This window comes from Hufsiella ginkgonis, from assembly GCF_009834915.1.
GTDB lineage: Bacteria > Bacteroidota > Bacteroidia > Sphingobacteriales > Sphingobacteriaceae > Hufsiella > Hufsiella ginkgonis.
Window position 1 is genome coordinate 1,017,121 of sequence record NZ_WVHS01000001.1, and the last position, 26,535, is coordinate 1,043,655.

15 protein-coding genes are annotated in these 26,535 nt (G+C 52.9%); 10 read left to right on the forward strand and 5 right to left on the reverse strand.

Features of this window, described 5'->3' with window-relative positions:
- Nucleotides 1–217: 217 nt before the first annotated feature.
- The 3 genes from GS398_RS04290 to GS398_RS04300 are packed head-to-tail and all read right to left on the reverse strand — an operon-like array spanning nucleotide 218 to nucleotide 4,514.
- A complete protein-coding gene (locus tag GS398_RS04290) occupies nucleotides 218–2,413 on the reverse strand; it encodes a PepSY domain-containing protein (protein WP_160905475.1) in 2,196 nt (731 codons plus the stop codon).
- 14 nt (nucleotides 2,414–2,427) lie between these two features.
- Complete coding sequence (locus tag GS398_RS04295) at nucleotides 2,428–2,922, reverse strand: DUF2271 domain-containing protein (RefSeq protein ID WP_237488080.1); 495 nt, start codon at nucleotides 2,920–2,922, stop codon at nucleotides 2,428–2,430.
- Nucleotides 2,922–4,514 carry an ankyrin repeat domain-containing protein gene (locus tag GS398_RS04300; protein WP_160905476.1) on the reverse strand — a complete coding sequence of 531 codons (1,593 nt, stop codon included), beginning with the start codon at nucleotides 4,512–4,514 and terminating at the stop codon, nucleotides 2,922–2,924. The genes GS398_RS04295 and GS398_RS04300 overlap by 1 nt, the downstream gene beginning before the upstream one ends.
- 231 nt (nucleotides 4,515–4,745) lie before the next feature.
- Between GS398_RS04300 and GS398_RS04305 the strand changes: the two genes are divergently transcribed.
- Nucleotides 4,746–7,538, forward strand: coding sequence for an outer membrane beta-barrel protein (locus GS398_RS04305; protein WP_160905477.1), 2,793 nt, complete (start codon nucleotides 4,746–4,748; stop codon nucleotides 7,536–7,538).
- A 191-nt stretch (nucleotides 7,539–7,729) separates the two neighbouring features.
- Nucleotides 7,730–8,125, forward strand: coding sequence for a hypothetical protein (locus GS398_RS04310; protein WP_160905478.1), 396 nt, complete (start codon nucleotides 7,730–7,732; stop codon nucleotides 8,123–8,125).
- 66 nt (nucleotides 8,126–8,191) lie between these two features.
- Here the strand turns inward: GS398_RS04310 and GS398_RS04315 are convergent, their stop codons facing one another.
- Both GS398_RS04315 and GS398_RS04320 read right to left on the reverse strand, forming a co-directional pair.
- The gene (locus GS398_RS04315) at nucleotides 8,192–9,034 is read right to left on the reverse strand and encodes an SDR family NAD(P)-dependent oxidoreductase (RefSeq protein ID WP_202405949.1); all 843 of its coding nucleotides are present in this window, start codon (nucleotides 9,032–9,034) and stop codon (nucleotides 8,192–8,194) included.
- A gap of 87 nt (nucleotides 9,035–9,121) precedes the next feature.
- The gene (locus tag GS398_RS04320) at nucleotides 9,122–10,027 is read right to left on the reverse strand and encodes a helix-turn-helix domain-containing protein (protein WP_160905479.1); all 906 of its coding nucleotides are present in this window, start codon (nucleotides 10,025–10,027) and stop codon (nucleotides 9,122–9,124) included.
- 722 nt (nucleotides 10,028–10,749) lie between these two features.
- Between GS398_RS04320 and GS398_RS04325 the strand changes: the two genes are divergently transcribed.
- From GS398_RS04325 to GS398_RS04360, 8 genes are all read left to right on the forward strand, one after another.
- On the forward strand, nucleotides 10,750–11,316 hold the full coding sequence (locus GS398_RS04325; protein WP_237488081.1) for an NUDIX hydrolase: 567 nt from the start codon (nucleotides 10,750–10,752) through the stop codon (nucleotides 11,314–11,316).
- 99 nt (nucleotides 11,317–11,415) lie between these two features.
- Nucleotides 11,416–12,135, forward strand: coding sequence for a LamG-like jellyroll fold domain-containing protein (locus tag GS398_RS04330; RefSeq protein WP_160905481.1), 720 nt, complete (start codon nucleotides 11,416–11,418; stop codon nucleotides 12,133–12,135).
- A 101-nt stretch (nucleotides 12,136–12,236) separates the two neighbouring features.
- Entirely contained in the window at nucleotides 12,237–13,235 is a 999-nt protein-coding gene (locus GS398_RS04335; RefSeq protein ID WP_160905482.1) for a polysaccharide deacetylase family protein, read from the forward strand.
- Between the two features lie 12 nt (nucleotides 13,236–13,247).
- Complete coding sequence (locus GS398_RS04340; RefSeq protein WP_160905483.1) at nucleotides 13,248–15,218, forward strand: sialate O-acetylesterase; 1,971 nt, start codon at nucleotides 13,248–13,250, stop codon at nucleotides 15,216–15,218.
- Between the two features lie 299 nt (nucleotides 15,219–15,517).
- The gene (locus GS398_RS04345) at nucleotides 15,518–18,607 is read left to right on the forward strand and encodes a SusC/RagA family TonB-linked outer membrane protein (protein WP_160905484.1); all 3,090 of its coding nucleotides are present in this window, start codon (nucleotides 15,518–15,520) and stop codon (nucleotides 18,605–18,607) included.
- Nucleotides 18,608–18,625: 18 nt separating this feature from the next.
- On the forward strand, nucleotides 18,626–20,449 hold the full coding sequence (locus tag GS398_RS04350) for a RagB/SusD family nutrient uptake outer membrane protein (protein WP_160905485.1): 1,824 nt from the start codon (nucleotides 18,626–18,628) through the stop codon (nucleotides 20,447–20,449).
- A 22-nt stretch (nucleotides 20,450–20,471) separates the two neighbouring features.
- Nucleotides 20,472–22,148 (forward strand): endo-1,4-beta-xylanase, encoded by a 1,677-nt coding sequence (locus GS398_RS04355; protein WP_160905486.1) that lies wholly within the window; start codon nucleotides 20,472–20,474, stop codon nucleotides 22,146–22,148.
- A 198-nt stretch (nucleotides 22,149–22,346) separates the two neighbouring features.
- On the forward strand, nucleotides 22,347–26,504 hold the full coding sequence (locus GS398_RS04360) for a hybrid sensor histidine kinase/response regulator transcription factor (RefSeq protein WP_160905487.1): 4,158 nt from the start codon (nucleotides 22,347–22,349) through the stop codon (nucleotides 26,502–26,504).
- Nucleotides 26,505–26,535 lie beyond the last annotated feature (31 nt).

The following is a 26,535-nucleotide window of genomic DNA, read 5'->3' on the forward strand; positions in this document are numbered from 1 at the left end:
GGATGGTAAATTTGTCATCTCATAATATATATGGAAGAGCAACAATTCACATGTATTAAAAAGCGCTCATGCCATCGAAGTCAGCATTCGGATTATAGATGCATTCGTCAAACTTCGTGAGATGCTGATTAGCCAACGTGAGACGCAATCAGAACTCGCGGACATCAGGCGCAGGCTGGATGAACATGATGCGGGCTTTGGACCAAGCCTAACCTCCTCAATAACAATCCGTCCTCACCTGGTTCCTCGACTGGTAAAAGCTCACGCCTCTGCCTGACTGCTCCATACAAATCGCGTCAAGCAGTTCCATCACATCTTTTTGCATTGCCAGCGAGCCGCAGATCATGAGGATCCCGCCGTTCTCGAAAAGCCTGGCTAATTTATCGCCATCTCGTTGGATCAGGTGGCTTACATACTGTTTATTTCCCTCGCGGGAAAAGGCCGTATGAATGGCTGCCAGCTTACCCTCAGCGGCGCTTTGCTCAAGGAAATCCTGGTACAGGTTATAAGTGAGCCGCTGCCTGAAGCCACAATACAGCTGGACCGGTATCTTCTTCCTGTTCTGGCTGATCATCCCGAGGAAGGGAGCGATACCTGTTCCGTTCGAGATCATCACCACCTGCGGCACACCACCCGGAAAGTGAAAATGCTCATTTTTAACGATGCGGGCGCGGATCTTTTGTTCGACGGTTAGACCGTGCAGGAACCCTGAGCCCAGTCCCTCCGGGTGAAGCCGTACGCTTAAGCGGATCTCCTTGCCCACCACCCCGATAGAATAGAGCCGCTCCCGGTGGTCATTTGCCGGGTAAATAGCCAGTAGGTCGCCGGACCGTACACGCAGCCTGCTCCCGATCTTAAATGCCATGGTAAAGGTTCCGCCGGCCTGCGCTGCAGGGGTGATCTTTGTGACGGTCAGGCTTTCCATTCGCGCATTCGCGGCAAGGTCCAATCCTGTGAGCATCGTTACCGGGATGCCCGACTGTTGCGACCAGGCTTCGGCCCAAAGGCCGAAATGCTCCGGTGATTTATCATCGACGGTATGAATATCGGTCAAGGCCGTCGCCCACGCCTGGTGCGATAGCAACCGGTTCACCTCGAACGCGTATTTGCAAAAATCCGGGTACGCATGCGAGCCAAATCCAAGTACCGAATAACTTATAGGTTGCGATTGCGGATACCTTTCGAGCAGTTTTGCCAGGCGCGTGGCGTTGGTAGGAGCATCTCCAAGTCCGTAAGTGGCGGTCATCACCACCAGGTGCTCCGCTTTCGGAAACCGGGCATAGTTATTCAGTTCCGTTACGAACGATTTCTCGCCAGCCTTCAATAACTGCTGGTTCAACGCCTGCGCAAAACGGAAAGTGCTTCCATTTTCTGAACCAACCAGGATAATGAACCGGCTTTCCGCTGCGGTGAATTTATTCCTGGTACGGTTTCCCAGGCGCTTAAAAGTGATGGCAAAGCCCGAATAAATAAAAAACAGGATGTTGCCCGATGCCAGTGCCAGTATGATGGCCCATACGCTGCTGCCGCGACCGGTATGGAGATCGAGGCTCAGGTTAGTGTAAAACACCGCGGCGGGATATTTCACTTCGCCAAGGATGTCGCCGGTAACCTGGTTCACGGTAACTTCGCGATCCCTGAGCTTCAGGGTATAGTAATCCTCCACATCTTCTGAGAAAGGAAATTCGATCGATTCAACTTCAGAGAGCTTTGTTTTCTTAAAAATGGCGAACTCCGCAGGGCTCTTTACAGGTTTGGCTTGGATGACGTCAAAATCTACCTTCGGCGACACGTGCGCCGTATCAAAAAACCCGAAACGTGCCAGCGATAGGTAAGTTCCCGTCAGCGCAATGATCATGATCGGGATGAGCGACCAGCGTCCGAGCACCACGTGGTAAAACTGCGCGAAGTTTTCCCGCACGATCGGCGTAAAAAAGCGTTTTAACCCGCGTTGCCGCTGAATGACAAGCATCGTTCCCGACACGGTGATGAGCAACAGCAGGAATGCGGTAAGCCCGATAAAGAACCGGCCCGCTTCATGCAAAAAAAGTGAGCGGTGCAGCGCCGTTACCCATTGAAAAAATTCGTTCTCTTCGCCGGGATGGCCGAGAACTTTCCCGGTTAGCGGATCGACGTAAACGGAAGGGTTCTTTTCACCTGCACCGGTACCTTTTGCCTGTACGAACTGGTTCACGTCCACCGAAAGTGCCGTAATGCCCGGATACCTGGTGCGAAGTGCCGGAAGTGCCTGCGCGAGCGTTACATCGCTGAAATTGTTTACCCGGTAAGGCTGCATTTTCTCGGTCACGGGGCCGAAAGCGAGTATGATACCGGTAAGCGCTGCGAGAGACAGCAATAAAAAAGAAGATACAGCCAGTGCTAAGTGGCTGTATCTCCAAACTGAAATTGTCATGCGCGCGGGGGGCGTTAATTAGGGCTAAAACGTACGTACCGGATATATCCCCCCGCGCCTTCGGTCTTTGCCGAGAGGCTCTCTGTCGTTAAAGGGATCTCGATATCCTTTACATTGTACTTTTTATCTTCTACCGCAGCTTCGAACCGGATCTTATACCCGGCGTTAATCTTCGAGTTTTCGAGCTCGATCACATTTACGCTGCGGTCGCCGCCGGCTACAGAAGCACCGGTAATGGCGCTGATATCGGTACGTTTTTGCTTGTAAAAGGCGAACCAATCTTTCAGGGTGTTGTACCATTTTTTGTCGGAACCCAGCACATACAGCGTTTTCTCATATCCTCCTTTGGGGTTGATGAGTGAGATCACCACATAAGCTTCTTCGCCCATGTAGCTGGTCATCTGCACCATACACTTATATTTTGCGGTTTGCGCCCGGGAAACGGCAGGAGCGGCAAATAACAGGGCCAGCGCTAAAAGGCCTGCTGAATAAAATTTAGATAGCATCATTATTTGAGGAAATTAACAGATACATTATTTTTTGTGAGCACTTCGTTTTCGCTGGCGAGGTCGAACGCGGTCTCTTTAAAATTGGTGACGGCATCTTTCTTCGCACCGATAGACAGCAGGTACTTTAAGATCACATCGTCTTTAGAAACCAGTGCCGCTTTGTGCAGCGCGGTAAGACCTTCCCTGTTTTTCGCATTTACGTCGATACCGAGACTCTCCAGGCGTTTCAGCAGCGGGAGGCTGTTTTTGGCTGCGGCTAAATGTATCAGCGTATTTCCGTCGGCCTGCGGGGCGGTAACGTTAAGGCCTTGCTGTTTGAGGATGTTTAGCTTATTATCAAATTCGATTCCGCTTGCCGCAACTGCGGAACCACCGCCCTGACCGGCACCCGGGCCGCCACCTTGTCCTTCACGTCCGCCAGCGCCCGGTCCGCCCTGAGCCCCGGCGCCTCCGCCACGCGGACCACCGCCACCCATCACAGACATAGGCGCTTCCAGCACATAGTAAGCCAGGTTGTTCCCTTTTTTATCGAGCACATTCACTTTCGCCCCCTTGTTAACCAGGAAATTCACTACTTCAGAAGAGTTGCCGCGCACCGCCATGGTAAGCGCGGTAAGGCCCAGCTGGTTCGCCTGGTTGATATTCTTAACCGCAGGCAGCAGCAGGGCAAGTGTAGCAGTGTCGCGGTTTGACGCCGCCGCATTCATAAATACGGTGTTGCCGTCTTCGTCTGCTTTGTTAACATCCGCACCCTTTGACAGGAAATACTTGATCAGCTCTGCCTGTCCCGGACGACGAACAAGTCCATGCAGCGCATTTTCGCCGGTTTTGCTAACCACGTTCGCTTTGATCCCCAGGCTCTCCAGATACTGGAACAGCTCTATGGCGTTGGCAGTTAAACGTCCGCCCTGTGCAGCCATTAAAATGGCATTGGGATTAGGTTTCACCCCTTTCTCCAGTAATTTCTTTAACAGCTCTATGTTACCTGAACGGGCAGCGTAACCGAAGGCGTTGTTTCCTTCTGCGTCTACACTATTCAGGCTCATTCCCTTAGAAATGAAGTAGTTGGTGAGGGCAAAGTCCTTGTCTGCAGCGATAGACGCCAGCAGCAGGTTGGCGCCCGTGCTGTTAAGCTGCTTTTTCAAGTCGACACCATGTGCAATATAAGCTTCATAAACCTTCGTGTTTTGCTGAGATCCGGCGCCAAAAAACAACGGAGTGGTACCGCGGCTGTCCTGTGCGTCGATCTTTGCGCCTTTGTTAAGCAGGTATTCTACAATTTCCACATTGCCCCGGCTGGTAGCCCAATGCAGGTAATTACGACCGTCGTGCGTTAATTTATCAACGGGGTTACCGGGCTGGCCGAGCAAATAAATGATCGAGGCGTTAGGCGCAGAAGCATTTATAGCCAGTGTTACCGGGTCGAAACTGCTTCCGTTCGGCTGGGAAGGGCTGCTCCCTTTATCGATTTCAGCTTTTACGGCTGCAACATCAGGCGAACTTTGCCAGAACGCGCTTTCTAACAACCTGTTCTGCTGCGCCCCGGCTTGCAATGAAATTAAGGCTAAAACAGCGAATATTAATTTTTTCATGCGATTAATTTTTTATAAAAGCTTCACAAAACGAAGCGCACGAAGTTAATAAGAATTAGTCTAAATAAGAACACCTCGGTTTAACTTGCATAAAAAAAATGTAGGTATGCTATTTTGGAAAGTATTAACCGCAAGAAAATATTCGAATTTAAGGCCGTTAGCGAGATATACCCTGTTAAATGGTGCAACAGAATATTTTAACCCGCGTCTTGTAATTACCTAATCCTTCGTATGAGACGTACCATTATCTTCCTGCTTTGCATTGCTATTTTCGCCTTCTTAACCCCTACACGCGGTTTTTCGCAAGATGCCAAAGGTGTAATTTCAGCCACTATTATTGATTCCGCAACCCGCAAGCCTGTTACGTATGCCAGTGTAAGTGTTTTCCGCGCTGCGGACACGGTGCTGCTTACCTACCGGCTGAGCGACGATAAAGGCGGTTTCCGCATTCCATCGCTCCCGGTGGCAACCCGGCTCAGGCTTGTGGTTACGTTCATCGGCTATGCCGTTCACCGCAAAGAGTTCCAGCTCACTGCTGAACAACCGCAGCTGAATTTGGGAAATATCGCCTTAAACCCTTCATTGCTGAGTCTCGACGAGGTGATGATCCGTGCGGAGCGCCCCCCGGTAATGGTACGGAAAGATACCATCGAGTTTAATGCCGCCTCGTTTAAAACGCTGCCCGATGCACTGGTGGAAGACCTGTTGCGGAAGCTCCCGGGTGTGAACGTGGATAAAGACGGCAATATCGTTGTGAATGGGCGCCGGGTTTCCACCATCTATGTAGACGGGAAGGATTTCTTCGGTGGTGATCCGAAGATCGCTACCCGCAACCTCCCGGCAAACACCATCGAGAAGGTGCAGGTAAGCAATGACCAGGAAGCCCTGAAGGTGAATCCTTTCCTGCCGGAAGCAGAGATCCCGCAAGTGATCAACCTGAAGCTGAAGCCCGGAATTAAAAAAGGAGCGTTCGGGAAACTTTATGCCGGCGGTGGCGTGAGAGGCAAAGCGGAAGCCGGCGGTTTGCTCAATATATTCAGGGATACTACGCAAGTATCGCTGCTTGGGTACGGCAATAACCTCAACAAGGCCGGATTCGCCTTTGCCGACCTGCGTACAGCCGGGGGCTTCGGACGCAGCGGCTGGGGGACCGCGAACGGCAACGGCGCCGGCGGGCTGAACATCGATGGCGTTCCGTTTGGCGGGTACGGGTCCGGCGTAATCAGGTCGGGCGGCGGCGGCGCCAACTTTAATACCATGCTCAGCAAAAAATTGAGTTTTAGCCTTAACTATTTCTATGGGGTTACCAATTCCGATTACGATGAACTGCGCAACACCTTGCAAACCTACAGCGATACCTCGCTGAACACGCGCCGAACCATGACGCAAGGCTCGAAAGTATATGGCCATATGATCGGGACAAAAGTAAAATACCAGTTTTCGCCGCGGGTAACGCTCGAGTTCCGGCCGTCGCTGTTGCTGAACGGCGAGAATACCGGCCAGGTAAGCTTTACCAATTCTATTTCGAGCATAAAAGGACTCGCAAGCGAAAGCACCAATAACCAGCGCAGCGATAACGACGGGTATGTATACCGCCACGTGGCTATTCTGAACGTCGACTTTAAAGAAAAAGGTCGCCGTTTATTCGCTTTCAATTTCATGAATGCTGACGATTCCGGGACCGACCAGTATAACCTGGCCGATAACCGCTTTTATGAGCCGGTTACCTCTTATACGCTCAACCAGTTACGCCGGACGGACGCACACAACCTGAACAACCAGGTATTGGCCACGTACACCGATCCGCTATCGAAAACCATTACGTTCAATGCGAGTTTCAGCGGCGCGTATTTCAGCAACCGCAATAATGTCGGCACCTACACGCCGGGTCCGGGCGAAGAATATACCGTGCTGCTCCCCGCGTTTTCACAGGATTTCATGCGCAAAGGCGTTCGCGTCAACCCGGGGGCTTCCGTGCGCTGGAGCATTAACAAGCTCACGATCACTCCCGGCATCGGCTTCCAGCTGCTGACCGCCGACAATCATTTCAGCAGTTCGCCGGTGCTCACACAGCGTTTCTTTTACTGGCTCCCGCAGTTGGATATAGCCCGCGGGATCCTGTCGGCAAGCTACCAGCGCCGCTTTTCTGAACCCGCCGCCGCGAACCTGCAGCCGGTGGCCAATAATACCAACCCGTTACTGGTCCGGCAAGGCAACCCAGCGTTAAAACCGATGCTTTCTGATTACCTGACGCTTGGCCTCCGGAAGTACGATACGCAGCGATTGGCCACTTATTACGCGAACGTAAACGCCACGTTCAATAACAATGCAACCATTCTTTCGCGCACGGTAAGCCAATCGGGAGTGCAGACTACCTACCCAATTAATGCCGGCGGCACCTGGGCGCTGGGATCTAACCTTTCGTTCCAGAAGGATAAAAAGTTTAGCGAAAACCGGCAGTTCTCGCTCATCGTGTCGAACAGCTTAAGCTTCAACCGCTCGCTCGTGCTCCTCAACAGCGTACGCAGCGACTACTCCGTGCTCAATTTGCGTCCTTCCGGCGAATTCCGCCTCAACCTGAACGATAAATTCGAACTGAATGAAGCCTATAGTTTCACCCGCTATAACAGCCGGTACGAGAGCGCTGAGTTCTCCAGCCAGTCGTTAACCTACCACGATTCGCGCAGCGAGCTTATCCTTCGTCCCGGCGCCGGCAATTTTGTATGGGAAACCACGATGGATTACCGCTACAACTCCAACGCCATACCAGGCCTGCTGAAAAGCTATTACCGCTGGAATGCCGCCGTTACCTATATCTTCCTGAAGGGCAGGCGCGGGCAATTGAAGCTGGCGGTAAACGATATCCTTGACCAAAACATCGTGGCCTCGCGCGTCGTCCGCGAAAACTTAACGGAAGACATGCAGGGAAGCACGATCAGGCGGTACGGGCTGCTTACGTTCACCTATAACATCCGGAGTTTCGGGGAGAAGGTTGGAGGCAGGAACCAGTTATTTAAGTTCTGAGGCCGGTTTGACAAGTGATGCCGTAGTTTGGCGGGATACCGTACCGCCATAAGTTACAATCACGAAGTTGACGTAATAAAACGCTGATTCTGTAATGCAGGAAAGCCTGACACGCACTCATACATGTTGCCTGATGCCTTATAAAAGCAAACAATCACAGCTTTTCCGCCTTTATTTCTTTAAACGTTACCGTGAAAAAAACATTCGCCTGCCTGCTGCTATCGCTGAGCCTTACCGCCTTCACCTGCTCGAAGCAAACCTACCGGTCTATGCTGAAGGGCCGCTGGAACCTGTACGATCAAAAGGGCGGATTCAGGATCCAGCCCCACCCCATGCCGGTGCTGGCCCTGGAGTTCTCCGGCGAACGCTACAAGAAATACCTGGATGACCGGCTGCTGGATTCCGGTACGTGGACTATCCCGGAGGAGCAATTATCCGGCGATACCCTCCGCGGAAAGATCCTGTTAAAAAATCCAACCGGGGAGGAAAACCACCGCATCCGCGCCATAGGCAAAGACGCATTTGTACTGGACGAAGATGCGCCCGCTTATGACGGCATCGCCTACTACTACCGCAAAGCGAAATAGCAGACTGCTTTTGAACTTGCCCGGATCTCCGGGGGATCACTGAAAAGATCCGTGCTATCAATACAATTAAAAAGCGGTAGCCGTAGCCAATGCTTCGTTCGCGTTCAGCTCGCGCTCGATCGTTGCGATCTTCAGCCTCGCCATAGCGTACGCGTCCTGGCCCAGGAACAGGTGTAACGGAGGCGTATCACTTTCGGCCACCGCCATCAGCACGCCGGCTGCCTTCTCCGGGTCGCCAGGCTGGTTACCCCGGACCTGCTGCTCATGGATCAGTTCTGTCTCGCGGGCAGCGGTGTAGGCTTTTATGGTATGCTCCGGCAGGCTAAGCGATCCCTGCGACAGGAAATTAGTGCGAAAGTAACCCGGGTATACCGCCGTGGCTGTAATGCCGAACTCCTTTGCCTCGGCGGCCAGCGCTTCGGTGAAGCCGATCACGGCAAACTTAGTGGCGCAATAAATGCCCCAACCGGGAAAGTTACCCGCAAAACCCCCGATAGACGAGATGTTAAAAACCGCACCCGATTTCTTTTCCCTCAAATACGGCATCACCTGCCTGATCACGTTGAGCGACCCGAACACGTTGACATCGAAATTTTTGCGTGCCTCCCCGTCACTAAGCTCCTCCAGCGTACCCAACTGTCCATACCCGGCATTGTTCACCACCACATCGATGGTACCGAACGCGGCGATCGTGGCGGCGATCGCACCCGCTACACTTTGCTCATTCAGCAGGTCTGCCTGCAGCGGAAGAAAGTTGCTGCTGGCCTCGCCGGCACCCTGCACCAGGCCTGCGGCGTTCCTGGAAGTTGCCGCTACCCGGTAACCCCTTTCTAATAGTTTTTTAACGAGGACAAGTCCCAGCCCCTTAGAGGCGCCGGTTACGAACCATACTTTTTTTGTGTTTATCATCTTCTTTGTGTTTGTGATTGAATGGCACAAAGGTAACCCCGGCGGGCTGGCATGATATTACGAGAAGCAAACCGATAATTGCAAAAATCAAACCATCGCCTCGCGGCGGAAGGATTTCGGCGTAAGCTGGGTATACTTCCTGAAAAAGTTAACGAAATGCGGTGGCTCCTCAAAGCCCAGGCAGTAACCCACCTGTGCCACCGTCCAGTCGGTATGAACCAGCAACGCCTTCGCCTCTTGCACGAGGCGTTCGCCGATGAGCCGGGAAGTAGTTTTCCCCGTAGTTTCTTTCAGCGACCGGTTAAGGTGATTTACGTGCACCGACAGCTGGCCGGCAAAATCGACGGGCGACCGCAGCTTGATGCGCTGGATGGGCGATTCGATGGGAAACTGCCTCTCCAGCAGTTCGGTGAATAACGACGAGATCCGGGTGGCGGCATTCTGGTCGGAATACAAAACCGTTGCCGGCTGCATCTTTTGTGCCAGGTGGATCATTTCGAGCACCAATGCACGGATAGCATCATACTTATATAGGTAATCAGAATCGATCTCCGCGAAGATCTTTTCGAAGATCTGCTTTACGCGCAGGAGTTCTTCATCGGGTAAAAACAGCACCGGGTTACCGCCAGGCTTAAACACCGGGTATTCTTTAACGTTACCGAAGTGACTGAAGAACGTATCGGTAAAGATGCAGAAGAAACCTGATTGTTCCGGCCCGCAATACTCCCAGTTATAGGGGATCTGCGGGTTGCCGAAAAACAATGTCTGCTGATCGATCTCCACGGTTTTATCGGCATAATGCACCCGGTTCTTACCAATAATAAGGCTGATCTTAAAAAAATCCTTGCGGTTATACGGAGTAGACTGCGCATACGTAGCCACAAAATCCTCCAGCCTGAACACGTTGAAATGTCCCATTTCCTTTCCAAGGTTCCCGGGCAGCCAGTTAAGCTTAAGGTGGTAAAAGTCTTCGAGGGTTTCCGTTCTGTTCATCGTTCGGATCACGATTAAAAGTTAGGCAGAAGTGTCCGCCGCCTTCGGCGCCCCTTGCCTGGGGGAGACAGAATTCGTGGCGCCATGACGGTAAAATCTAAATAAGATTCCCAACCTGGTAGTAATAAGCATGCCTGTCCTCCTTCGGAGGAGGTAGCTGAAGGTCGGAGGAGGAGGAACAACTGTGATTGTTCCCCGGGAGTATTGCCTGATCCCATCCTTCGAAGTTACGAAAATCAAACGGTAGGCGCAAAGCAAAACGGGAGCCCATTCATGCGAATAGCTCCCGTTTCCGTTCTTCACCGCCATAGCGGGATAAAGAATCAACCTACAACATCTTAACCGACCGGTATCCTTTCCTCGCGGATGCGGACCTGCGTCTCCCTCCTGCCGCTGCTTTACCCATAGGTAGTGCTGTGCTCTGGTGGTGCCTGGGAGTTCATTCGTTGTGCCTGTCGCCATCAAAAGCAACCGGAAGCAATTTATCACTCACTTTAACCGATCCACGGTAACCAATTGTCGGCACTAATGCTCACTTGGATACTGGTGTGGAGGTTTCAGGCTGTCAATGAACGTTGTTGTTAATGGAATAACATGGCGCCGGATAAAAAGTTTTAAAAGCTACAAAAAAAGTAAATGGAGCACAAAAATGCCGGTTTAAATAAGCCTGGAGGTTAAAGCTTGATGTACGATTACCGTATTTTTAACGCAGCTAAATGAATATGAATACTAAAGAATGGAAATTGCTGTCGAAAGAAGACATTTCCCCAAGTAAATGGTTTCCGCTGGAACGGCATCATGTACAACTGCCTAACGGATTGGTTTTAGACGACTATTATCTTTCGCCCCTGGGCGACGTGGTGATGGTACTTGCGCTCACGGCAGATCAGGAGGTGGTATTGGTTAAACAATATAAGCATGGTTTAGGGCAACTATTGCTCGAGCTTCCCGGGGGAATGCGCCAGGGGCAGCAAACGCTCGTCCGTTCGGCTTTAAATGAATTGGAAGAAGAAACGGGCATCCGGGCGGCAGAAACCGACCTCGTGCCGCTTGGAAAATTAGCCAACAACCCCACGAAAACCAACCAGGTGACCTATGGCTACCTGTTATTCGACGCAAAATTTAACAGCGTACAGCGATTAGACACGACGGAAGATATCGAGGTAGTAACCTATCCGGCACCGCGGGCATTGGAAATGGTACTCAACGGGGAGATATGGGTAACGGATTCCGTGAATTTCATCTTAAAGGCGGCGCTCAGGTACCCGGAAATCTTTCAGCGTAATTGATTTTAATTTGTCTACTTTTTGATCTATATTTATAATTGACGCAGCGTCACCTTTTGCTGACGTCTAAACCAGATCATTCGCGTTATCAAATCAATTACTATGCGAAAAATCCTTTTGCTGCTATTAGCGATTGCCGTGGCAGTTTCCGGTTGTGAAGAGTCAGCCACAACGGATCAGCCCTCCACAGACGGGTTAGTGGGTTGGTGGCCGTTCGATAATAACAGCAACGACCTGTCGGGAAAAACGAATCATGCCGTTTTAAGAAACGGAACAGCTTATGCGCCGGACCGCAACGGGTTATCTACCGGTGCGGTTATACTGGATGGGGTCGACGATTACGTGAGCTTCCCGTCAGGCAGCAGCTCTTCGTTAAATATTACCGGCGATTTTACCGTGTGCTTTTGGGTAAAGACCATTGATAATTCGGCCGGCCTTGTATCTTTTGGCGATAATGTTAGCAATGCGCCCCTTGCGGCCGGGTACCTGTCTGCCTTAAATGGAGGGAACGTGGGCAACGGCAAACTGGGGATCGGCTTACGCGGATCATGGAACACGCACCCCCCGGTTATTGCTGATGACAAGTGGCACTTTATAGCTTACGTTTTAAGAGATAACCGGATGGGCATCTATATGGATAACTTTTACGGTTGGGAGTTTCCGGCTATCCAGCCCCCTTTATCATGGAATGGCAACCGCGTTGTTGGCTGCAGGAACGACCTGATCATGGGCGACACCTGGAACTATAAGGGAGCATTCGACGATCTGAGGGTTTATAACCGGGCGCTTACCAGCGGCGAAGTGCTCGCGCTGGCGAAGTGACGGACGATTTTTTAAGATCCGCCCTCATTAAGCTAAAATTAATCGTTTGTTATTGCCGCACACTTATTTTCACAAAAATAATCCGCGGGAAGACAAACAGAATGAACGCACGCTTTTTTTTCCTGCCCGGTTTCTTCTTCATGGCGGCATGCTTCCCTGCCTGGGGGCAGGAAAGTTCTGACAGCACGGCTGCTTATATCGCCCGGTTTAAAGACGATCGTAAGGCGGCGATCAGTTATACTTTCGACGACGGCATAAAAGACCAGTACGAACTGGCCCGCCCGATGCTGAAGAAGAACGGGTTTAAAGCTACCTTCTTCATTATCCCCTCCCAGGTGGTACCGCGGGAACCGGTAAATGCGGCGCAAAACAAGTACGCCGGCAGCCGCATTACCGAACCGCAGCTAAAAGAAATGGCTGATGAAGGGATGGAGATCGGAAACCATAGCTGGTCCCACGCTAAAAGCCTGGTCCAGGCAACCGATGCGGAGCTCCTTGCGGAGATCGTCAAAGCAGACAGTGCCATTTTAAAGATGACCGGGGTGAAGCCCATTTCGTTTGCTTACCCCTGGAACGCCTTTGATGCCCGCACACAAGCTGCCGTGCTAAAAGACCATGTTGCCGCACGGGAGACACAATTCGGAGTGGGTACCCGGTTTACCGCGGCAGCCGGAAACGCATGGATAGACGGGCTGATCCGGAAAAGGACCTGGGGAACGGCCATGATCCACGCCATTTCGTTTGGATTCGATGCCCTGGAAAATCCCGGTGTGCTATCAGACCACCTGCAGTACGTAAAACAGCATGAGCGCGATATCTGGGTGACCACTTTCGGCGCCCTGGCACAATACCGGCTGGCGCGCGAAGCAACGGTACTAAATGCAGTCATTAAAGGCAACACGGCAATGATCAGGCTCACTCAAAAGGCCCCGGGCACTTTTTTACACGTACCTCTTACCGTTGTTCTCCCGGTAAAGGGAACGGTTCGGCGCGTAAGCGCAAAGCAAGGCCGAAAGTCAATCCCCGCAAGTTACAATAATGGCTGTTTACTGATAGACGCACTACCCGACGGGCGTGAAGTGCGGGTACAATGGAATTAACTAACGATGATCATGCACTCTCTTTCTTTTCGTTCGCTGTGCTTACGCACGATATTGTTTGCCGTAGCTACCGGTTTCATCCCCGTAAGCGTCGCCGCAAAAATTCGCTTACCGGCGTTGGTAGGCAACAATATGGTACTGCAACGGGAACTTCCAGCACCGGTGTGGGGTTGGGCCGAACCCGGCGATACCGTTTCTATTTCGTTTAGAGGCCGCGCGTATAAAACCATTGCGGCGGCCAATGGCAAGTGGGTCACCCGTTTGCAAACCTCGAAAGCGGGCGGTCCTTTCGAAATGGTGATCAGGACCCGGCAGGAAGAGGTGGTGATCAACAATGTGCTTGTCGGCGATGTATGGTTGTGTTCCGGGCAGTCGAACATGGTGCTCGATTTCAATAACAGCAGGGTGAAAGCCTTGTATGCCGACGATATCGCCGCCTCGGCAAATAGCCAGGTCCGGCAAATCCTGGTCAATCGTACCTACAGCTCGTTTCCGCAGCAAAACTTTAAAAGCGCCGGCTGGAAAGAAGCAGGCCCCGCAAACCTGGCCGCTTTTTCTGCCGCAGCCTACTTTTTCGCTACTAAATTGTATCAAAAATACCATGTGCCTATCGGACTGATCAATTCGAGCGTTGGCGGCACCGTGGCAGAGGCGTGGACCAGCGAACAGGGGCTCCGGAAATTGCCGCAGTTTGCCAATGACCTGGCCTTTCTCAAAGATACGATCGCTTTGCGCCGAAAGATCGAAGCCTCCAAAACGGCTATCGATGAGTGGGACAAGCTCGTCCGCGAAAAGGATAAGGGCAGTGATAGCTCGCCCGGAAAGTCCATGCCGCATCCGGGTTTCTGGAAACCGTCGGATTTTGAAGGAAATTATGGTGTGGTCTATTTCCAAAATGAAATCAATATTCCAGCAGGTTTTACCGGCGACGCCAAACTCTTCCTCGGCCAGATCGACGATGCGGACATTACCTGGTTTAACGGAACAAAGGTGGGCGAGAGCACCAATCGCGATGCGGTGAGAAATTATGTAGTACCGGCCGCGCTGATCAAACCCGGAATAAATAGCCTGACCGTCCGCGTGCTCAACTATAACGGCACGGGCGGCTTTTTCCCGGGCAAATCCTTATCGATCGAAATCGGCGGCAATCTCCTGTTACTAAACGATGAATGGAAATACAAGGACGGCTTTGTAACGAAAAACGTTCGCCCGGGAAATTACGGCCCTAACAACCTCCCTTCAGCGTTATACAACGCCATGATCGCACCCCTGGTACCCTACGGCATTAAAGGAATGCTATGGTACCAGGGCGAGTACAATGCATCCCGCGCAGCGGAATACCGGCAACTGCTGCCTGCGTTGGTTACAGACTGGCGTACAGCCTGGGGGCAGGGCGATTTCCCGGTAGTCATCCAGCAATTGCCGAACTTTAAATCCCCCAGGGATAACCCGGCAGACAGCGAGTGGGCAGAACTTCGGGAGGCACAGGCGAAAACGGTCGCATCGCTGCCTGATATGGCGCTGTCTGTAGCGATCGACATCGGCGAGGCCGACGATATCCACCCGGTGAACAAAAAAGACGTTGGCTATCGAATGGCGCTGGCGGCGCAAAAGATCGCCTACCACCAACCTGGAACTGTTACTGCCGGGCCGGAATTTCAAAAGATGAATATCCGGGGAGAACGTATCGAGCTTGCCTTCGGCCAGGGCGGGGGGTTGACAACGACCGACGGCAAAGCGCCCACGAACTTCGCCATTGCCGGGGCCGACCGGAAATTTGTATGGGCCAGCGCCAAAATCAAAGGTAAAAAAGTGATCGTATGGTCGCCCGATGTGAAACAACCCGTATCTGTACGATATGCCTGGGCCGATAACCCCGGCGGATGCAACCTGGTTAACCGCGAGGGGCTTCCGGCATCACCATTCCGTACCGATGATTGGCCGGGGATGACGGAAGGAAAGCTCTATCAACCGGGTAAATAGGTCCCGGACTTCCGTCGCGTCAAACTTTGGTCTAAAAAATCTCCGCGAGCGTAATTTCATGAAAAATCGTATTTACCCGTAAACCGGGTGGTGAACGCGCGCGCCCGTCCCTGAACATTTCATGCAATTCTTATAAACATGACCGATAGAGATTTGCACAATTTTGATACCGGCGCTCGCTAATCATTACCACTTTTACAATCGCTAACCAATTAACTGTAGCACCCGGCGGCGGTCTTCCTATGACCTTTACCGGACTGCGTAACCATGATGACCAATTACCAACTAAACCAAGCAGTATGAAACAAACCCGACCCATTTTTTTCAGGACGGCTATCGTCACCCTGTTGCTCACACTTTCTTTTGCCGCGTCGCTGTATGCGCAATCGATTGCAAGAGGCAAAGTGGTGGATAGCCAGGGAAAACCTGTTCCCGGCGCCTCCGTTAAAGGAGTGCCTAGCGGAAGCGCCACCCTTAGCGATCCTAATGGAAATTTCAGCCTCAATACACCTGCCGGCGACTCTACGATTACCGTCTCCTTCATCGGCTATCAAACCCAGCAGGTACGTATCGGCCAAAACCTGACGGTGACGCTTGCCGAGCAGGCGTCCACGCTCCAGGAAGTAGTGGTTGTGGGCTACGGCACGCAGCGCCGGTCTGACGTAACCGGTTCGGTCGCTTCGATCAAAGGCGATGACCTGCGATCGGTCCCCGCGCCAAATGCGGTGGCCGCACTCCAGGGGCGCCTGCCGGGCGTAGACATCGCCCGTAACAGCAGCCGCCCGGGAGCGGGCGGACAGATCCGCATACGCGGAACCCGTTCGCTGAGTAACACGAATGACCCGTTCATCGTGCTGGACGGGATCCCGTTCAGCGGAAGTATTAACGATATCAATCCAAACGATATCGCCAGCATCGATGTATTGAAAGACGCCTCTTCTACAGCCATTTACGGCTTCAGGGGCGCCAACGGGGTGATCTTGATCACCACCAACCGCGGGCGAAAAGGCAAACCGCAGCTTAACTATAATGCATATACCGGCCCATCAAACGTGATTGCCCAGTACCGGCTTTTCAACGGACCGGAATTTGTCGCTTTCCGCAGCGCGGCGTCCCCTGCTTATACAGCCGGGTATTCACCAACCGAGCTGGCCGGCATAGCCAACGGCACCTCTACCAACTGGCAGGATTACCTGTATCGCACCGGTACCGTGATGGAACACAATATCGGCGTGAGCGGCGGCTCGGAAGGCGTTAACTACGCACTCTCAGGCGGCTATTACAATGACAAGGGCGTGATTAAGGGACTCGGCTTCGAGCGGTATTCCCTGAACAGCAGCATCGACGCTACCATCAACAAACACGTGAAAGTTGGATTAACGACCCGCAATATCCTGAGCTACAATAACGGGCAGGGCGTAAACCCGCTTTATGCCACGCTGAGGATCACGCCGCTCGCTCCCGCGTTTAACGCAGACGGAAGTATGTTCCTGAAGCCGCAGCTTGGAACGGTCGACGAAACCGAAACCCTGCACCCGCTTACGCTTAACGATACAGATAATATCGTAGACCGCAACCGGAGGATCCGCACGTTTAACCAGGTTTACGGCGAGGTAGCTATCGTGCAAGGACTTAAATACCGGGTTAATGTAGGCCTGGATTTTCGCCAGGAAAACCGCGGCACCTGGTTCGGCCCTAACACCATTATCCGTCCAAACGTAGCGCAGGCTTCGGGTGGAACGTCATCGTTATCAAACGGTGAGGCATGGACGGCCACGGTAGAAAACATCCTGACCTACGACCGCACGCTATGGGAGGACCACCGCATCTCGGTCACCGGCTTATACAGTTTCCAGCGCGACCGTGGTTTTACCAATGCGTTCAACAATGCCTCGGGGTTCCCAAGCTCGGAGATCCAATATTACAACTTCGGGTTGGCGGCCACACCTGCCATCGCGCAGGACGGGGGCAGTACGGGGTTTTACCGCACCGGGCTGCAGTCGTTTATGGGACGCCTCAATTACATCTATAAGGACCGCTACATGGCCACCGTCACTTTCCGCCGCGACGGGTCCAGCGTTTTCCCGGTTAACCCCTACCTTAACTATCCCGCCTTCGCCCTGGGCTGGAATATTTCTAACGAGTCGTTCATGGACAACGTTACCGCCGTCAGTAACCTGAAGCTGAGAGCCACTTATGGTGTTACCGGTAATCCCGGCATTCCGAACGATGCCACCCGCGGTTCGCTGTCTACCAACCGGTATACTTATGGCTCGCAGAACGTTTCGGGCTACTACATCACCAGTCTCCCTAACCTCAATCTTCGCTGGGAAAGCACCAAACAATACAACCTGGCGCTCGATTACGGGTTCCTCGCCAACCGCATTTCCGGAAGCATCGAGGTGTATAAAATGGACACCGAGGACCTGATCATCTCCAAACAGCTTCCGCGAAGCAATGGCGTGAACAGCTACTATACCAACGCTGCCGCTACCAGCGGGAAAGGTGTCGAGTTCAGCATCAGCTCGGTAAACATCGACAACAAAAAATCGACGTTTAAGTGGACCACCGATTTTAACTTCGGAATTAACCGGAGCAAGATCGAGCGGCTCGCAGACGAGACCACCGTGCGCGATATCGGTAACGGTTGGTTCGTAGGGCAGCCGATCGACGTGATCTATGACTACACCAAGCTGGGCATCTGGCAAACCTCCGAAGCGGTAGAAGCCGCCAGGTTCGGCGCTATCCCCGGGCAGATCAAGCTGGCGGATATCAGCGGACCGGCCGGGATACCGGATGGGGCGATCACCGATGCCGATCGCAGCATTATCGGTACCTTCCAGCCGGATATTGTGATGGGGATGGCGCAAGGTATCTCCTTCAAAGGATTTGATCTTAGCGCAGTAGCGGCCGCACGCCTCGGTAACAAGATCGCGGTGCCGTATTTGTCGACCAACGGAAGCGGCACCGGTTATTTCGCCATCCTGAACGGGCGTGTAAATATGCCGAAGGTAGATTACTGGACTCCGACCAACCCTACCAATGATTTCCCGCGCCCGGCCGGCGGTGCGACCAACATTCCGTACTCGAGCACCCTTACCTATTTCGACGGTTCGTTCATCAAAATGCGCAGTATCAACCTGGGTTACAGCGTGCCTGCCAAATGGATCAGCAAGATCGGTGCAAGCGCCATCCGCGTATACGCCAGTGCCGTGAACCCATTTATTATTTATTCCCCGTTCGTACGCTCCGGTTACGGCATCGACCCCGAGGGAACAGGTACCGGCGGAACGGTAGACACACAGGCGGTAAATGCCAGGGCGATCACCGTTGGCCTGGATGTGCCCAGCACCCGCCAGTTCTTATTTGGAGTGAACGTGAGGTTTTAACATTACATAGAAAACACAATGAAGAAATTTAGAAATATACTGATCTGCGGGGCAAGCCTCCTCATGCTGATCGTGCCCGTGTCGTGCAAAAAAATGCTCGAATCCGAATACCGGTCCAATCTTGGTCCCGAGTTTTTTCAAACCCCCGACGGTTTACGGAGCGGTATCGCCGCCAGCTACTCGATCATGCGCTACTTCTGGGGAAGCGAAGGCTTTACCACCTCGGCCGTGGCGGGTACCGACGAAGTCATCCGCGGAGGCGATGGCGACCAGGTCTTTCATACCTACCAGGGATTAAATTCACAGAACGGTACCATCGGCGGGATCTGGAACAACGGGTACAACGCGATCAACAACCTGAACGGGATCCTCGAATTCGGCCCCAATACGTCACTTTCCGCCACCGAAAAAGTGGCCTTGCTGGCGGAAGCGAAGTTCCTGCGCGGATTCTTTTACTTCCTGCTGGTACAGAACTTCGGCGACGTTCCCCTGCAAACCAGCTTCAATTCCACGCCGAACACTACGGCGACACGGGCTCCGCAAAAAGATGTGTATGCAGCTATTATCAAAGACCTAACCGAAGCGTCGAACGAGTTGCCGAAGTTAACGGCTGTCAATGCCACCAAGGGTCATGCGTACCAGGCGGCGGCGCTCGCTCTTCTTGCCAAGGTATACCTCACAAAAGGGTGGAATGCCGCAGCGCGGGAAGGTGATGGCACGGCCGATTTTACGAACGCCTATAATACCGCCAATAACCTGATCACGAATAAAGCATCCTACGGCGTGGACCTGGAGGCCAACTACGGCGATATCTTTAAAGAAGGCAATGAATATGGGAAAGAAGTGCTGTTCGTTTCCGACCGCAATACCGACCCGTTATTCTCCGAAAGCGGCTACAATGCAACTACCGCAGCGGTCGAAAATAAGGATAATGGACTAAACCGCTTCTGGGTATGTTTTTACACCCTCAACCGCAACGTAAATGAGGGAATTACCGGGGCGCCGGCCGACTCTAAACAGATCATGGTGCGCGATGTAGTGAACGGACGTCCTTACCGCCGCTTCCGTCCCACCCCCTATACGTACGATGCCTTTAACAATACCGGCACCGCCGCCGCCGCGAATACGGCGTTCGATTCGCGCTATGACAATACCTTCCAGAAGGAATGGATTTGCAACACCCCCTCTACGCAAAGCAATACGGTGCAAACAACCTTAAGCTCCCCGTTAACCACCAGGCGCGGCGGCAATACCGTTACGCTCACCCCCGGTGTAGATGCAGCGATATTGATGCCTGGCAGAGAGGTTACGGTTGCCGAGCGTGAGGCTTTTAAAGGGGTGATCATCGCGCCGTCGCAGTACGATGCGGAGTGGTTCCCGACCATGAAAAAATGGGCCGATGCTACGCGCCCGCATTTTAACGACCCTTCAGACCGCCCGGTGATCCTGATGCGCCTTGGAGAAGTTTACCTTACTGCCGCCGAAGCCGCCTTCAAGCTGAACAACCTCGCCAACGCAGCCAATATGGTGAACGTATTGCGTACCAGGGCCGCGTTCCGCACGTCGGGCCAGGCGGCAGGAGCCGTTGCCGGGATGCAGGTAACCAGCGCAAACATCACCCTCGATTTTATCCTGCGTGAACGCACCCGGGAAATGTACGGCGAAATGACCCGCTGGTACGACCTGGCGCGTACCGGGACGCTGGTGGATCGCGTAAAGCTGTATAACTCCCAGGGCGGGCCAAACATCCAGGCTTTCCATGTATTGCGGCCCATTCCTACCGGCTCGCAGCTGGACCTTTTAACCAACAGGAACGAATTCCCGCAGAACCCGGGCTATTAACTACTAAAAGACAAAATTGATTATGAAATCGAACGCGATATTTACAGGCATATTCATTGCCGCACTCATGGCCGCATCGTCGTGTAAGGTCGATGACCTGGACGGCGGCATGAAAAATAACGGGAACTTCGCCAATACCGACGGGTCCCTGAAGGGAATTAAATCCTTCCCGGTAGGCTTCGCCGTAGTGGCTTCGGATATGGCAAACGCCAAATCCTGGGACATAGTGAAACAGCACGGGAATGCCATTACTTTTGGTAACGAGTTAAAGAACGGTTCCGTGGTGCAAGCCGATGGAACGCTCAACTTCACCGCTGCAGATGCCATGTACAACACGGCGAATGCGGCGGGGATCGAGGTATTCGGGCACACGCTTGTATGGCATTCGCAACAGCGGGCCACCTGGTACAATGCCCTTATCGGCGGCGGCGGGCCAGTGGGCGGCGCATCGAACGTGCTCACCAATGGCGATTTCGAGACTTCGTCTACCGCAGCCGTTCCTTTTAATGGCTGGGCCCAGTTCAACGCAACAGCGGGCAGCTCGTTTACCGCCGCGGCGGGAGGAGACGTGCGTACGGGCACGGGTGCACTTAAGATCGTAACTGCGCAGGACAACTCCGGTGGCGAGTGGCGCGTGCAGCTTGCCAGCCCGCTCTTCAATACCACGGTTGATAAGGTGTACAAGGTTTCTTATTGGATAAAAGCGACCGCCCCGATGAGTGCAACCGTGCGGTTTTCGACCGCGAACACCTCCGGCGGTAACGCCCAATATCCACAGGCCAACCAGAACGTAACAACAGCCTATGAGTTGAAAGAGTTTACATTTACCGCTAAGGATGCGCAAACACGTATCCTGATCGATGCCGGCGCCAAGGCGAATACCTATTTTATAGACGACATTACCATTGTGGATAACAGCGTTGTTCCGCCTCCTTCGGGCGCACAGCAAATGCAGCTGGTAGACGACGCGATGAAGAATTACATCCAAGCGGTGGTGACCCGTTATTCCGGGAAAATCAAAGCCTGGGACGTGATCAACGAGCCGTTCAGCGATGGAGGGGCGCTTCGCGATAACACCAATACCCCGGCGGGCACACGCAGCGACATCTTTGTGTGGCAGCACTACCTGGGTCGCGGTTACGCAGCCAAAGCATTTCAATACGCACGTGCCGCTAATGCCACTGCCGACCTGTATATGAACGATTATAACCTCGAAAGCAACACCACCAAATGCGACAATTTTGTGACACTTGCCAAGGAGCTTAAGGCAGCTAACACGGGCATTACCGGTGTGGGGACGCAAATGCACATGATGCTTACCGATTCCTACGCCGGCATTATCAGCATGATGCAGAAACTGGCATCGACCGGGCTGAAAGTGCGCATCTCGGAACTGGATATCCGTATTAACCCGGGCGGCACCAATCCCACCGCCGGCTACGTACCCACCGCCTACGACCTGCAGCTGCAGGCAGCCATGTACAAATTCGTAGTGGCCACGTACATCAAATATGTACCGGAAGCGCAACGCGGAGGCATCACCCTATGGGGCGTAGATGATACCACCAGCTGGATAAATACCACCACCAACGTAACAGCCAACAAACTGGATTACCCGCTGCTTTTTGATAAGAACTTCCAGAAAAAACCAGCCTTCTCCGGCTTCCTGCAGGCACTGCAGGGCAACGGAGAAAATTAGGTTTAAAATCTTTGCGGCCCTACGTGTTAATAGCGCGCTATTAACACGTAGGGCTACAGAGGTTCCGGCGATCGGCAAGCTAACAATCCCGTTTTCCTTCCTCCGTAAACATTCTCGTTACTCTTCTGCACAAATCACGTAGAAATAAAAGCGTAGCTTCGGTTATATTAGCTCCTGCTAACCACTTACCTGCTGCCCATGGAACGCTTCCCGCGTGTGCGAAATTTTGCCGGTCCCCTATTTAAAACGCTTTCCGTTATCCTGTTCGTGTTTTTTTGCGCGTATGCACATGCACAAAACGACCTGAACTTTACCACGCTCAGCGACCGCGACGGCCTCTCGTCCAATACCGTAAATGCGATCCTCAAAGACCGTTACGGATACATGTGGTTTGGTACAGACGATGGGTTAAATAAGTTCGACGGCACAAACCTGGCTGTGTACCGCCATGACCCCGAAAACCGGTCGAGCATTGCCGCCAGCGGGGTAGTGGCGCTTCACGAAGACCGGGAAGGAAATTTATGGATAGGCACCAGCGAAGGGTTCGTTTCCCTTTACGATCGAAAAAAGGATTCGTTCATCAACTATAAAAGCAGCAGCAACACCACCGCGCGGTCTATTTGTACAGACAAGTACGGGAAAGTCTGGCTTGCAGGCTATAATGGGTTAAGCGTACTGGATCCTAAAACCGGCCGCATAAAAAACTACTCGCCGCAGCCGGGCAAGACGGGAAGCCTCCTTTCTAAAACCATTACCTGCGTATTTTACGACAGCAAGGACCGCCTGTGGGTAGGAAGCAATGCCGGCCTGCATCAATTCGACGAACGCACCAGTACCTTTCGCCCCTTCCTGCATAAAGAAGGAGATCCCGCAACCATATCCGACAACGTGATCAAAGCCATTGCCGAAGATAAAAAAGGTAATACCTGGTTCGGTACCCAACGCGGGCTGAGCATGCTGCGTACCGATGGCGGCGGATTCTTGAACTACCGGCACGACCCCGCCGATCCGCGTTCGCTTAGCAGCGACAGGATATTCGCCATTGCGGCCGAGGAAGGAAAATTATGGGTAGGTACCGAAGAGGGCCTTAACATTCTCGACCTGGCTAACGGGCAGGCGCTGCGGATCACTAAAGACAGCCGGAACCGCTATAGCCTGGGCGCCAAATCGGTACGAAGCGTGTTTATCGACGGCCTGGGTCTGTATTGGGTAGGCACATACCTCGGGGGCGTGAGTAAATACGATAAAAACCTGACGTTCTTCAACCTTCGGCAAAGCAATCCCTTCGATCCCATCGGCCTCAATGCGCCGGTGGTTACCTCCTTTTCTGAAAAGAACGACGAGGAGATCTATGTAGGCACTGATGGCGGCGGCTTAAACCTGTTTCACCGAAAAACAGGCTTGTTTGATCATATCGGGCTGCGCGACCGCGGGGGAAACACCGGTTTGTCCATACTGACGATGGAACGCACCCGCGACGAGCTCTGGATTGGCACTTATCTCGAGGGGCTATACCGGCTGCAGATCTCTTCCGGCACCGTCCGGCACTATGTGAAAGGCAAAGGGCCGCACGACCTGGCAGGAAACGATATTTTCGCCGTTCGAAAGGATAGCCGGGGAAACGTATGGCTCGGCACCAACGGCGATGGGGTGATGGTATACGATCCCGGCAGCGATGCCTTCCGCAAGTTCAGGTCGACCACGCAAAAGTATGGACGGGACAGCATTCCTTTTAACGGCTTTATTCGCACCATCGAGGAGGACGAAGCCGGTAATATCTGGATCGGCTCGTACGGAACGGGAGTAGCCGTGTACAATCCCTGGCGAAATACGGTGAAAGTTTATAACCGGTTTAATAACGGGCTGCCTATAGACCAGGTGCTCACCATCCACTCGGCACGGAACGGACAACTCTGGGTAGGTACGGCAGGGGGCGGCCTCTGTCTTTTCGACCCGGTGCGCCAACGGTTCACCACTTACTCCGAGCGTAGCGGTCTCGCCAACGGTGTGATCCACAAAATCCTGGAAGATAATAACGGCAAGCTGTGGGTCAGCACCAATAAAGGGATCAGCAGTTTCGACCTCCGCAGCCGCAAGTTTACCAACTATTCCCATTACAACGGCCTGCAGCGCAGCACTTTTATCCAGGGAGCCGGGCTGAAAACGAGCAACGGCGAATTGTTCTTCGGAGGCCTGGACGGGTTTAACTTCTTTAGCCCCGAAAAACTGAATTTTAACCGGAATGTTCCATCGGTTGTATTTACCGATCTCCGCATAGCTAACAAAAAGGTAACGGCAGACGAAAATTCCCCGGTTACGGAAGATATTTCGGTTGCCTCCGAGATCCACGTCGACTATAAACAGAATTTTTCACTCAGCTATGCCGCACTCAACTTCACCGCTCCGCAGGAAAACAGCTATTCCTACAAGCTGGAAGGTTTTGACAAAGACTGGAACAACGTGGGTAAATCCAAAACAGCGGTGTATACCAACCTGTACCCGGGCGAGTACACCTTTCTTGTACGAGCCAGCAGCGCCGCCGGGAACTGGACGACCCCGGTGGCATCCATCAGGATCCACGTTGATCCGCCGTTCTGGCTGACCATTTATGCCTTTATCGCCTACGGATCGGCGATATTGCTTCTTTTATGGGGGATACGCTATCGCGGCATCAAAAAGTTAAAGGCAAAATTCGCATTGGAGCAAGAGCGCCTCCAGGTGAAACAACTGATGGACCAGGAACGCCGCGAGGCGGAACAGCTCCACGAGTTTGATACGCTTCGCATTAAATTCCTTACCAACCTGAGCCATGAGTTCCGCACGCCGGTTTCGCTGATCGTCGGTCCCGTAGAGCGTTTGCTGAGCCAGGAATCAAATATCGAAAAGGCCGGGCAGCTGAACCTCGTTAAACGTAATGCCCGGCGCCTGCTCAACCTGGTGAATCAATTGCTCGACTTCAGGAAGCTGGAAGAACACGAGCTCAAACTGAACTTATCCGAAGGGGATATCGTATCGTTTGCGCGCGATGTGGCCGAGTCGTTTAAGGACCTTTCGGAACGGCGGCAGATCCATTTCACGTTTCGCACGTCGCTCTCAAGCTACCCGGCGCATTTCGACAGGGATAAGCTGGAAAGGATCCTGTTTAACCTGCTATCGAATGCCTTTAAATTCACCTTGCCTAATGGCGAAGTGCGCCTGGAAATCGACAGCGACCGGTCGATGTCAGGCGTCAGGCTGAGCGTTTCGGACACCGGGGTAGGTATCTCGCCCGAGGAGCAGGACAAGATATTCGAACGTTTTTTCCAGGCCAATACCCCCAATGCGATCCTTAACCAGGGCAGCGGTATCGGTCTTTCCATCACCAGGGAGTTTGTTGAAATGCATGGGGGGTCGCTGCACCTGGAGAGTGTGCCCGGCAGGGGCTCCGTGTTTTCGGCCATCCTGCCGCTCAGGCCCATTGAACCGGCTGCAGAGATCGCAGCAGTACCAGCCCAGGATGAAATCGGCCCCGAAGTGTCGGATTATGAACAGGATCTCGCCCACTTGGCCATCGGCACCGAAAAATTGACGGTGCTGCTGGTTGAAGACCACGAGGATTTCCGGTTTTACCTGAAAGAGAACCTAAAAAGCAGCTATACCATCGTGGAAGCGGCTAACGGCAAAGAGGGATGGCAGAAAGTGCTCGCCTGCCATCCCCAGGTGGTGGTAAGCGACGTAAGCATGCCCTATATGGATGGTATTGCCTTGTGCCGCAAGATCAAAACCGACAAACGGACCTGCCAGATCCCGGTGATCCTGTTAACGGCGCTGGCAGCCGAGGCCGATCAGCTAAGAGGCCTTAAAACGGGCGCCGCCGATTACCTCACCAAGCCGTTCAACTTCGAGATCCTCGCCCTCAAGATCAGGAACCTGTTCGTGCTTAATCAAAGCCTGAAGAAAACTTATTCTCGCCGGGTGAAGGTGTTAGCGCCGGAAGTGGAAGTGAGATCTGAAAATGAAAAGCTGATCAACAAAGTGATCCAGTACATCGATGCGAACCTGAGCGACCCAAAACTGTCTGTTGAAGACCTCAGTAAACATGTGGGCGTTAGCCGCGGAACGCTTTATCACCGCATCGTGGAGATCACCGGGGAGACGCCGATCGAATTTATCCGGTCGGCAAAATTAGAGACAGCAGCCAAATTGCTTGAAAAAACGGATATGCGTATTTCTGAAGTTGGCTACGCCGTAGGGTTTGGTACGCCAAGCTACTTTGCCCAATCATTTAAAGCGAGGTTTAACGTACTGCCCTCCGAATATGCCGAAAGCAGGCGGAGTAAGCTGACCCGGCGTGAGAACGCATCTCCGCAATATTAAACCATTAAGGGGCTGAAAGCCGTCAACAGCT